Origin of the sequence: Paenibacillus ihbetae (assembly GCF_002741055.1) — a bacterium.
GTDB classification, from domain to species: Bacteria; Bacillota; Bacilli; order Paenibacillales; family Paenibacillaceae; genus Paenibacillus_AQ; species Paenibacillus_AQ ihbetae.
On sequence record NZ_CP016809.1, the window covers coordinates 1,504,701 to 1,516,297 of the forward strand.

Genomic DNA, 11,597 nt, shown 5'->3' on the forward strand with positions numbered 1-11,597 from the left:
CCGTAGCTTCCTATTAATATCATGTAGAAAAACCTACCTTTTTGTGATAGACTCATTTAAAACCTATTTCCGTGTTAAGAGGTATCCGGCTGCTTTGCCGGAAGACCGCGCTAAAGCGCAACAATTCATAATAGATCTGGGGGGAACAAGACATCATGACAACCAAAAAAATGCGTTCAGACATGATCAAAAAAGGCTTTGACCGTGCACCGCACCGCAGCCTTCTGCGCGCCGCAGGCGTTAAGGAAGAAGACTTCGGCAAACCGTTTATCGCGGTGTGCAACTCTTACATCGACATCGTTCCGGGCCATGTGCATCTTCAGGAATTCGGGAAGATCGTAAAGGAGGCCATCCGCGAAGCCGGCGGTGTTCCATTCGAATTCAACACGATCGGCGTTGACGACGGCATTGCAATGGGCCATATCGGAATGCGTTATTCCCTGCCAAGCCGCGAAATTATTGCAGACTCCCTGGAAACGGTCGTATCCGCGCACTGGTTTGACGGTATGGTCTGCATCCCGAACTGCGACAAGATTACGCCGGGCATGCTGATGGGCGCGCTGCGCGTCAATATCCCGACGGTATTCGTCAGCGGCGGTCCGATGAAGGCCGGCGTGGACAGCAAGGGACGCAGATTGTCGCTGACCTCCGTCTTTGAAGGCGTTGGCGCTCACCAAGTCGGCAAAATCGACGATAAAGAGCTGCTCGAGCTCGAACAATACGGCTGTCCTACCTGCGGCTCCTGCTCCGGCATGTTTACCGCCAACTCGATGAACTGTCTGGCCGAGGCTCTCGGTCTGGCGCTTCCGGGGAACGGTACGATTCTAGCCATTGCCGAGGAACGCAAGGAGTTCGTAAGACAATCGGCGAAGCAGCTGATGGAGCTCGTGAAGATGGATTTGAAGCCGCGCGACATCGTAACGATCGAAGCGATCGACAATGCGTTCGCGCTCGATATGGCGATGGGCGGTTCGACCAATACCGTACTGCATACGCTCGCCCTTGCGCATGAAGCAGGGCTGGATTATCCGCTGGAGCGGATCAACGAGGTGGCTGACCGCGTGCCGCATATCTCCAAGCTGGCTCCGGCTTCGGACTATTTCATCGAAGACGTGCACACGGCCGGCGGCGTCAGCGCCGTGCTGAACGAGCTGCTGAAGAAGCCGGGTGCGCTTCACGGGGACTGCATTACGGTAACCGGCAAGACGCTTGCCGAGAACGTGGCCGGATGCGAAATTCAGGACACCGACGTCATCCATCCGATCGACCGTCCTTATTCCGAACGCGGCGGCCTGGCCGTGCTGTACGGCAACCTTGCTCCGGAAGGCTCGATCATTAAAGTGGGCGCAGTCGACCCGTCGGTTGGCGGCTACCACAAAGGACCTGCCATCTGCTTTAACTCGCAGGAAGAGGCACTTGAAGGCATTGCGAACGGCAAGGTCAAGGAAGGTCACGTCGTCGTGATTCGCTACGAGGGTCCGAAGGGCGGACCGGGCATGCCGGAAATGCTTGCGCCCACCTCCCAAATCGCCGGCATGGGCCTTGGAGCGAAGGTCGGCCTGATTACGGACGGACGCTTCTCCGGCGCATCCCGCGGCATCAGCATCGGCCATATTTCCCCGGAAGCGGCCGAGGGCGGCCCGATCGCATTCGTCGAGGACGGGGATATCATCGAGCTTGATCTGAACAACCGGACGATTCAGCTGCTCGGCGTAAGTGATGAAGAAATGGCTGAGCGCCGCAGCAAATGGGTCGAGTTCCAGCCTAAAGTGAAAACAGGTTACCTTGCCCGCTATTCCAAGCTTGTTACGAACGCAAGCTCCGGCGGCGTCATGAAAATCTAATACAACAAAAGGGTTACTCCCTCAGACGATAACGGTCTGTAGGAGTAACCCTTTATTTTTTCGAGAATAAGTTCGAAATGAATCTGTCATTATTGCTTATGTTCGTAACCTGGATATGAATCTGCTGCTTATTATAAATTACATTCTCGATGCAGTGGCGCCCGCCATCGTTAAGTCCACAATCTGCTCTTGTGCCAGCTCATGGGGCTCTTCGGTCGGCGGCTTAACCGGAGGCGTCCGCTTCTCGGCATAGCGCTCAATCAGGACCTCCACAGGCATCATCAGCATTTTCGGCTCCATGACCTGGCTTCCTTCCTTCAGCCTAGCCTGGCCTTTCGGATGGATCACGCTTAGCAGAAGCTTCAGGTACAGGCGTGTCGAGCTTGCAAACAGCCCGGACGGAAGATCAAGCACATGGAACCCGAATTGCTCGGGCCCGCGGGAAATCATGCTGACCCCGTATAAACCTCGCACTTCCTTGAATTCGGGCCGCTCCAGCACCATATTCGCCAGGGCCGGCAGATCCTTCTGAACCGCACGGATCATCTGAATGGCCAGCTGCATTTCCGAACGGGAACGGCTGCCGATCTGGTACAGCTTGCGATTGTCAAAATGAAGCTCCAAAATCTGATCTCCCTTTTCCAGCCGGGTTCCGTCTTCCATCACGACCGGCTTGCCTGTATAGGCACGCTTGCGGAAGTGAAGCATCGGATCGTCAGGCGTGACGGTTTCCAGCGAGAACAGGGCGTGAAATCCCTTTTCCCACAAGAGCCAGACAGAGACGAGCATACGCTTCAGGAGAGACACCTTCTTCACCTTCGACTTGCTTTCCTTGGCCATCATTTCGTCCACGCGGATACTTCTCATTCCTTTCTGCTGTGCGACCTCCAGGACCCGCTCCAGCGCAATGAGCATCTGCTCCGGCGCATCCGGATTGGCGCCCATCGTTGTGCCGCAGTCATGCAGCAGCATGACCTCCCCGCCGCGAAGCTTGGCCAGGATTCGCTCCGTGAGCCGGTCGGCACCGATTTTGCTGCGCCAGTCACTGAACATGGAGGACCACAATATGATCCGACATCCCGTATTCTTGGCAAAATCGAACAGATTCACAATGCCCCAAGGCGGCCGGTAATACGTAGAGCGTTCGCCCGTTATCTCGTAAATGATATCATCCGTCCGCTTCACCTGCTTACGGACCGTGACCGGCCTCATCAGCCAGTTGCTCTTATGGACATAATTGTGGATCCCGATCAGATGGCCTTCTCGGTGAATCCGTCTGACAACCTCGGGATGCTTCTCGGCATGGGAACCGACAACAAAGAAGGTTGCCTTCATATCATACCGCTTCAATAAATCAAGCAGTCTTGGCGTATATAACGGATCTGGACCGTCGTCAAAGGTCAAGGCAAATTCATTCGTGCCTGAGCCTCGGCGGAATACGCGGAAACCGAATATCCGGGTCAGGATGCCGGGAATAAATGCATAAAACGATGAAAGATAAAACAACCATAGCAGTAGTGTCTGCATGCTAACTCCCCGCTTTTTATTTCTATTTCTAAGTAACTCCCCTATATATTATTTTAGCATAGCACATTGAGAAATAGGCTTTTTTTTCTTAAATCGTGTACAATGGTATCAATTATTATAGTTTAAAGGAGCCGATACTCTACTATGCTTCCCTTGTACAAAAAATATTGGAGAACCGCATTCGATATTGGTTTAATCGTACTCACCGTGTACCTGATTATGTTCATATTCAGTAAGCTTTACCAGATTGCTGCCCCTGTGTTCCTGTCCTTTCTGGTATTTCTGATTATTGAACCGTTCTCCAGATTTCTTCACCGAAGAGGCCTTCCCAAGCCTTTTGCCGCGGCGATATCGGTTCTGCTCTTCCTGCTGATCATTCTCGGGATCTTGTTCGGGGCGGGAGCGATCATTGTATCCCAATTCCTGCACCTTCAGGATAATCTGCCGGATTACACCAGGACGCTTCAGCGCCATTTCTCGGATACGGTACTGTTCCTGCAAAATAAGCTGGAGGCGCTGCCGCCGGATCTTACGCTGCGTTTGAATGGATATTTTGAGGACATCACCAACATCGCGACCGAGGCGGCCCAATCCTTCTTACATTATATCGTCGGCTTCATGGGTTCGTTCTCCGCCTTTATCGCGAATTTCGGGGTCGCGATTATTCTAGCCTTCTTCTTGAGCACGGAAATCGGAAGCTGGCGCAAAATTGCCAAAGATAAAACCCCGAAAACCTTCAAAACCGCATTCCTGTTTCTGAAAAATAACGTCTTCAAAACGATCGGTTCCTATTTGAAGGCACAATTGAAGCTGGTGAGCATCACGTTTGTGATCGTATATATCGGGCTGCTCATTCTGGGAACGGGGAATTCCTTGTCCATCGCTTTGATATGCGCCGTGTTTGATGTGCTGCCGCTGCTTGGTGTTCCCGTTATTCTGATTCCATGGATTATCTATTTGTTCATCGTCGGCAACACGGGGCTTGCGGTCGGCTTGATCGTTCTTCTTGCCGTGGTCGTCATCTCCCGCCAGCTGCTGGAACCGAAGATCACGGGCAATTCCATCGGCGTATCCTCGGCATTTCTTATGCTGTCCTTCATGATGATCTCCCTGTCGATATTCGGGGTCGCAGGGCTGATCCTGGCGCCGATTCTGCTCATTCTTATTAAAGAGCTGATTGCGCAAGGTTATCTGCAGCAGTGGATTCATCTGCCAAGTGAAGAATTTGATGTCTCCCCATGGGAATTTACGCCATCGGCGGACAAGCCCGAAACGGATCCCGCTTCCGTTCACGATTCCGAGGACAATCCCGCCGATGACGATTTGGATCCGGACTCCAACGAAGCGAGCAAATCTGCAACCTGACCGAAGATGTCGGTTGCCTGATTGCGGCTGTTCGGACTCCGATTCTCCACCAGCACGGCGATCGCATAACGAGGTTGCTCCACAGGGCCGTACCCGATAAACCATTGGTTATTTCGGGGGCGGCCCTTTATCGTTACCTGAGCGGTTCCCGATTTGCCGGCCAGCTTCCATTTCCGGTCTTTTAAGGTGGAGCCTGTCCCATCCTGAACGACATCCTCCATCCACTCCAGCAGAATGGATGAGGTTCTTCGGGAAATCCCTCCCTTGGCCGGCCGTTCTGCCTGCGGGCTTGCCTCCTTAAGCAGCTGTCCGTTGGCATAGTGGATCTGCTTCAGGATGCGGGGCCTCGTCTTTACCCCGCCGTGAAGCAGCGTCACCACGGCATTCGCGGCCTGAAGCGGCGTAACCGCCGCATCCCGCTGTCCGATGCCCGTCTGAACCCGCACCCCGGCATCATCCGCATTGGCCTTGTCTGAGAAGATGGTCCCCTTCTGTTCAAGATCCAGCGGGCGCAAGGCAGGGAGGCCCAGGAAATCCTTCGCTTCCCAGCCAACGGTTTGACCAAAGCCGAGGGCCGCTGCCGCCGACTGCATTTGGGACGCCGTCAACCGCTCCGAAAGCTCGGCAAACACCACGTTGCACGATTCCGCGAAGCCCTCGCGAAGCCCGATCGTCCCATGTCCCCCTTCCTTCCAGCAGGACAGCCCGAACTTCCCGTACTCCCCGTCACAGTGAAAAACCTCGTCCGGTGAGCTCAAGCCCTGCTCAAGAACGGCCGCAGCCGTGACCAGCTTGAAGATGGATCCAGGCGCCTTCGCCTTGATCCCGCGATTCTCCCAGGCCCCGTATTCAGGCTGAATCGACTCCGGATTGTAAAAAGGCCTGGATACCATCGCTACGATATCCGCGTTACGGGTGTCCAAAACAACGACGGCCCCCTCCTTCATGCCGGCATTCTCGGTCAATTGCTCGATCCCATGCTGGATCTTAGCGTCCACGGTGGTGACGACGCGAAGCGGATAATAGGGATTGCCGGGCGCCTTGACCATCGGTTTCAGATCCTGTATAACCTCATTGCCGCTATTGACCGGATAATACACAATCGTTGAACCGTCGCCCCGGATCAGCGCATCCAGCGTTTTCTCCAAACCGCTGGTACCCGTAATGTCCGGTTCATCTTGATAAAACAGGCTTTCCTTTCGCTGGCCCGACACGAATCCCAGCCACTGCATGCCCGACAGCCGATTTCCATATCGCTGCTCGTAAGGAAGAATTTTGACCTTGGGCAGATGGAGCTCCTGAATTTGCCGGATCTGATCCTTCGTCAGGGTAAGCGGGATGGCAGCGTTTTTCCCATGCCACAGCCGGGGCTCCTTCTGTTTCCCCCACACTTGCTTCAAATGCTTCGCATCCGTTCGCAGGATCTTGGCAAGGCGATCGATCTGGGTTTGGGAATCGTTTAGCTCCTTCTCCGTTACTGGGAACAAGACGGCTGCCCAGGTGAGTCCGCCTGTCAGAGCTTGTCCATGCCTGTCGGTAAAGTGGCCTCGCCCGGAATCGAGCACGATCCCTCGCTCGCGCTGAATAAGCGATGCTTCCACCATCGTATGCCGGCTGCCCGGCACCCGCTGATGCTTCATTACCAGCTGAACCCATGCCAGGCGGACCGTCACAAACATCAGGAGCACGGTCAATATCAACCATCCGTATTTTATTCTTCGGTTACGGACCAGCCTCATCCATCTCAACCTCCACGCGAATCGTTGTTGTCCATTATTTCCATTTGCATCGGGAAACAATCCCACCATGCTTACAGCCCTAGGATTCGCGCGAGCCCTTAGTATTGTCCAAATCGCCTAAATTAATGGCTTTCTTCACAAGGATAGCTTAAAGCCCAACCTATCGCTTCATAGCCCCGGCTGCTGCCAGAAAGAAGGGCATAGGCTGCATTCGGCTCGGAGCGAAACGGAGCAGGATATCGAGCGAGATGCCGGGCGAAAACGGAGCGAGTACCGAACTAAAACGGAGCGAGAGCGAGATCCGGAGCGAAAACGGGACAAGATCCGAGCGAAAGCGGAGCCAGATCCGGAGCGAAAAAAACAGGGGCCCCGGTCGCTTCGACCTGTGGGCCCCTTCCTTATTCGGATTACAGTCTAAAACGCGATAGCGTCTCTTTAAGCTCGTTGGATACATTTTCAAGCTTGGCGGATAAATTCACAAGCTGATTGCTGACACTTTGCTGCTCCGTAGAGAGGGAAGCAACCTCCTCCGATGTCGCGGAGGATTCCTCGGCCACGGCGCTCACATTCGTCATCGCTTCCGACAGCACGCTTTGGGATTGATTCAGCTCGTCGATGGAATACGTGACCGAATCCAGCCGTTCGATAAACTCGACCATTTGCTGTTGGACCGATACGAAGATATCGTTCGTTTCCTTGACGGCATCGATCTGGCCCTTGAACAGCGGATTGGCATCAAGCAGCACCCGGACGGTCTCGTTCATTTCGGCCATGATGCGGTCCGTAATCTGACTTACCATGTCGATCGATTGTCTGGACTGGTCGGCAAGCTGCCTGATCTCATCGGCAACGACCATGAATCCGCGACCGGCGGCACCAGCTCTGGCGGCTTCAATCGTAGCATTCAGCGACAGGATATTGGTCTGCTTCGTAATATTCTGCAGAACATCCAACACTTTAGCTACCGAAGAAGTCGTCTCCTTGAGACCATCCACCTTATGCATCATGGAGCGTGTCATATTCTCGGTCTGATGAGTTTTATCGAGCAGGTCGCTCAAATGCTTCGTGCCGAGCTCACTGGCGCTTTCAACATGACGGGCCGATCTGCCCATCTCCTCGTTGGCATTCACGACGATTTCCATCTGCTTCGAAATATTGTTCGTCAGATCGCTGCCCCGTTCCGCTTCCACAGCCAAGCTGCTGGCTCCGTTTGCAATTTCTTCCGTCGCGATGGCGATCTCCTTCGCGGAAAGCGCCGTCTTCTTGGAGGCATCGCTAAGCTCCGCAGCGGTCTTCAATACCTCCTGAGCCGTATTGTTCGTCTGCTGTACGAGCGAAGTGATCTGCTCCATCATATCGTTGAAGCTCGCAGACAGCTGGCCGATCTCATCCTGACTCTTATGATCGGTGCGGACGTTCAAGTTGCCCTTCGCCCCTTCCTTCATCAGAAGGTTGAGCTTGCCCAGCGGACGGGCGATCATCCGCACCATCCATAATCCGATCAGGATCGCCACGATCACGTCAACGACAGCGACGATCAGCGTAATCATCAAGATGCTGTTCGCATCCTTCGTCAGCTCGCCGGTCTGTACGGCGCCAATCAGTCTCCAATCATTGATGCTCAGCGTATTGTAAACCGCAAGAACTTCTCTTCCGCTCGCATCCTGAGTTCTCAGACTGTCCGTCTTCGACTCCTCAGAAAGCTCCTTCGTAAAGGTCCACTCGGTCGGAGCGGCAACCTGATCAGGCTTCGCGGACGATACAACCGTCCCGTCCGGGCTTACGAGCTGAAGCTCTCCGTTATCTCCGAGATCGATGCCCTCCAATTGCTGGTCGAGGATGGACGAATTCAGCTCGAACATCACGACGTATTTGGAGTTCAGGTTGTTCATGGAGCTTAATGCCCGGGCAACCGTAAAGTACGGCGCTCCGCTGTCCTCCGCCGACGGCAGCCATACGACCTTCTTGGTCCCCTCCATAAGCTCCTTGTACCATGCCTGCTCAAAGACGGTCTGCGATGCCTTCGAGGATTGTCCTGCCGAGAAAATCCGCTCCCCTTTGGCCGGTATCAAATACATCGCCCGGATCGAGGAATCCGAATTGATCTGATTGGAAAGCTTGTCCCGGATTTCCCGCTCCATCGTAAATCGATCATAATCGCTCAGATTCGTGCCCGATACTTCATCAAGCAGCTTCTGCAGCTCAACATCGTAGAATATTGACCTGCCTGCACTCTCATACTTCTCCAGAATGATATCGATCTTCTCCGAGGTCTGAATGATAGTCTGCTGGTTGGCATTCGCCGCATTCTTCTCGATCGTGCTTCTCGCCTTGTCATAGGACAACCAGCCTAATACGATAACGAAGAAGACGATGGCCGCAAAAAAGATTAAAAACAGCCGGATCCCGACGGATTTCGATGGATTGACCGGCATCCTCGCTACGGCCGCCCCCATGGAAGAAAACATGGACTTGGCATTATGTATTCCTTGTGAAACCGAAGGGCTTTTCTTGGTCTTATCCCCGTTCTTCTGCTTCCCTCCGGGTTTCTTATCTTTCTTCGGCTTCTGTTCATGCTGTTCTACTCCTGACATTTTGCTGTTCACCTACCACAATCATAGTATTAAATCTTGGATACGTTATCAAAAAGATCCGCGTAACGTATTCGTTACTTTATATTTCGACAATTGGGGGTGTTTTCCTTTGGCTTTTCGCAAAAAAATAATCTGTTTTTCCTAATTATTTTAAATAAAAAAGAACCCAAGGTCCGTCTAACGACCTTAGATTCTTTATTGTGTAATTCTAAGGAACTATAAAATTCTAGTTTTTGCGTTTTCGCATCATGTCAAAAAAGCGAACCGGCTGATCCACTTTCATTCGCACCAGCTGCAGCGGATGGCGGGCTGCATCCAATGCTTGACCGTTCTCATCTTCGATTCGTCCAACTACCTGCTTAAAGAACGTTCCGTCCGGACCGAAAAACTCGATTTCGTCGCCCGGCTTGAAATGATTCCGCTGCTGGATCACAGCCATTCCGGTCTTCTCGTCGTATTCCATCACCAATCCGGCGAAATCGTAAGGGACGGCCTTTTCTTCCGGCTCGTAGATATGATCCTCATGATCCGGCGTGTCATAGAAAAATCCGGTATTAAGCGGGCGGTTGGCCGCCTTGTTGATCTCCTCGATCCATTCCGGCTTCAATACATAATTCTCCGGATCGGCCATATAGGAGTCGATCGCCTGCCGATAGACGTTTACAACCGTCGCTACATAGTGAATGGACTTCATCCGGCCCTCGATCTTAAAGCTGTCGATCCCCACTTCAATGAGGTCCGGAATATGCTCCAGCATGCACAGATCCTTCGATCCCATCGTAAACGGATTGTCCTGCGGCTGAAACAGCGGAATCTGGGTCACTCCCGGCTTGAACGGGGCCGGCGCCGGAGCGGCCTGCTGCATGAGCCGGTCTTCCTCGGATACCCAGCTTGCCGCATCCTCCCTTCCGTCTTCGAACAGATCGTATTTCCAGCGGCAGGACTGGCAGCAGCCTCCGCGATTCGAGTCCCGATCGGTGAAATGGTTCGAGAGCACGCAGCGGCCGGAGAACGAGGAGCACATCGCTCCGTGAATAAACGCCTCGATTTCGATATCGACATGCTCCTTGATCGCTGCGATCTCTTCAAGGCTCGTCTCCCGGCCCAAAACGACGCGGGGAAGCCCCTCATCCTTCCAGAATTTCACCGCCTGCCAGTTGAGCGTCGACTGCTGGGTGCTCAGATGAACCTCGAGCTTGGGCGCAGCTCGCTTCGCCACCTCTATGATCGCAGGATCGGCCGCAATAATAGCGGCAATACCGGCATCCTGCAAGCTCCGCAAATACTCCTCGATTCCTTCAATATCTTCATTGTGGGCATAAATGTTCGTGGCGACGAACACTTTTGCGCCATACTTGGCCGCAAACTCTACGCCTTCCTTCATTTCCTCAAAGGTGAAATTGTCCGCATTGGAACGAAGGCCGTATTTCTGTCCGCCAATATATACAGCGTCTGCACCGTAGTGCACCGCAAATTTCAGTTTTTCCAAATTTCCGGCCGGGGCGAGCAGCTCCGGCTTGTCCAGGCGATAGCGTTTGCCTTTGTATTTTGGCTGTGCCATAGCTTCCATGCTGTCCACTCCTTAATAAACTTGTTCCTTGTAGAAGAATCCAAACGACAATTCCCGCTCCGGATCTTGAACCTCTCGAATTGCATCGAGCCAATCCTCCTGAAACGCATAGCTTGACGGATCGGCTGCGTATGCATCGATTGCCTTGCGATACGTGCGGAGAACGGTCTCGTTGTAGTGGCGGGGCTTCAGCAAAGTCTCTACCTTAAAGCTGTCCACGCCTGCAGCCATCAACAGATGCAGGTCCTCAAGAATACATATATCTTCAGAGCTCATAATATGCGTGCCGTTCATATCCTCATAGATCGGGTATTTCTCTTCCTGCCGCTCCGCTTCAATGAGGAACAGGCCCCGCTCTTTGCCGAGGTTCCCATCCTCCACCGGTCTTCCCTGGTGAGCCATGTAACTCTTGACCAAACGGCGCTTGGAGTGGTAAATGTTCGTCATGCCATGAATCTGTACCTGGGCTTCAATCTCAAGACGAGGCTTCATTTCAGTTACCTCATCCATGTTCAGCTCCCGGGCAAGGATGACGCGCGAGGCGCCCTTGCTTCCCCAATAATTGGCGGTAGCGTAATTGGTTGCCGTCATTTCCGCGTTCCAATGAAGCTTGACATTAGGAGCATGCTCCTTGACTGCGGTCAACACCGATGGGTCGTTAAATTCGACAGCATCGATCCCGATCTCTCCCAGCGCCCGGATATAATCCGGCAGATCATTCAACAGCTCATTGGTCATTAAATTGTTCACGCACACATAAATGCTGCAGCCGCGGCTGTGCGTCAGCCCGGCAGCCTCTCGGATTTCCTCTAAGGTCATGCTCCCCGGCAGCCTCATGCCGAAGCGATCCTCGCCGACGACGACAGCGTCCGCCCCTGCATCCAGGTAAGCCCGCACATCAGCCGTCGATCCGGCTGCAGCCAGTAATTCCGGTTTGTTACTCATTTTAGGATGCCTC

General features: G+C 53.4%; 7 protein-coding genes. 2 read left to right on the plus strand and 5 right to left on the minus strand.

What is annotated here, in order from left to right:
• Positions 1-155 precede the first annotated feature (155 nt).
• Entirely contained in the window at positions 156-1,844 is a 1,689-nt protein-coding gene (gene ilvD, locus BBD41_RS06870) for a dihydroxy-acid dehydratase (RefSeq protein WP_077569162.1), read from the plus strand.
• 138 nt (positions 1,845-1,982) lie between these two features.
• Here the strand turns inward: ilvD and BBD41_RS06875 are convergent, their stop codons facing one another.
• On the minus strand, positions 1,983-3,371 hold the full coding sequence (locus BBD41_RS06875; RefSeq protein ID WP_099477094.1) for a polysaccharide deacetylase family protein: 1,389 nt from the start codon (positions 3,369-3,371) through the stop codon (positions 1,983-1,985).
• 144 nt (positions 3,372-3,515) lie between these two features.
• Between BBD41_RS06875 and BBD41_RS06880 the strand changes: the two genes are divergently transcribed.
• Positions 3,516-4,736 carry an AI-2E family transporter gene (locus tag BBD41_RS06880; RefSeq protein WP_099477095.1) on the plus strand — a complete coding sequence of 407 codons (1,221 nt, stop codon included), beginning with the start codon at positions 3,516-3,518 and terminating at the stop codon, positions 4,734-4,736.
• Here BBD41_RS06880 and BBD41_RS06885 read toward each other — a convergent pair.
• The 4 genes from BBD41_RS06885 to BBD41_RS06900 form a co-directional block, all read right to left on the minus strand.
• Complete coding sequence (locus BBD41_RS06885) at positions 4,661-6,475, minus strand: peptidoglycan D,D-transpeptidase FtsI family protein (RefSeq protein ID WP_099477096.1); 1,815 nt, start codon at positions 6,473-6,475, stop codon at positions 4,661-4,663. The two genes, BBD41_RS06880 and BBD41_RS06885, sit on opposite strands and share 76 nt — an antisense overlap.
• A gap of 407 nt (positions 6,476-6,882) precedes the next feature.
• Positions 6,883-9,069, minus strand: a complete 2,187-nt coding sequence (locus BBD41_RS06890) for a methyl-accepting chemotaxis protein (protein ID WP_099477097.1) — start codon at positions 9,067-9,069, stop codon at positions 6,883-6,885.
• A 226-nt stretch (positions 9,070-9,295) separates the two neighbouring features.
• Entirely contained in the window at positions 9,296-10,639 is a 1,344-nt protein-coding gene (locus BBD41_RS06895; RefSeq protein WP_077569167.1) for a peptidase U32 family protein, read from the minus strand.
• Between the two features lie 12 nt (positions 10,640-10,651).
• Positions 10,652-11,584 carry a peptidase U32 family protein gene (locus BBD41_RS06900; RefSeq protein ID WP_077569168.1) on the minus strand — a complete coding sequence of 311 codons (933 nt, stop codon included), beginning with the start codon at positions 11,582-11,584 and terminating at the stop codon, positions 10,652-10,654.
• Positions 11,585-11,597: the final 13 nt, after the last annotated feature.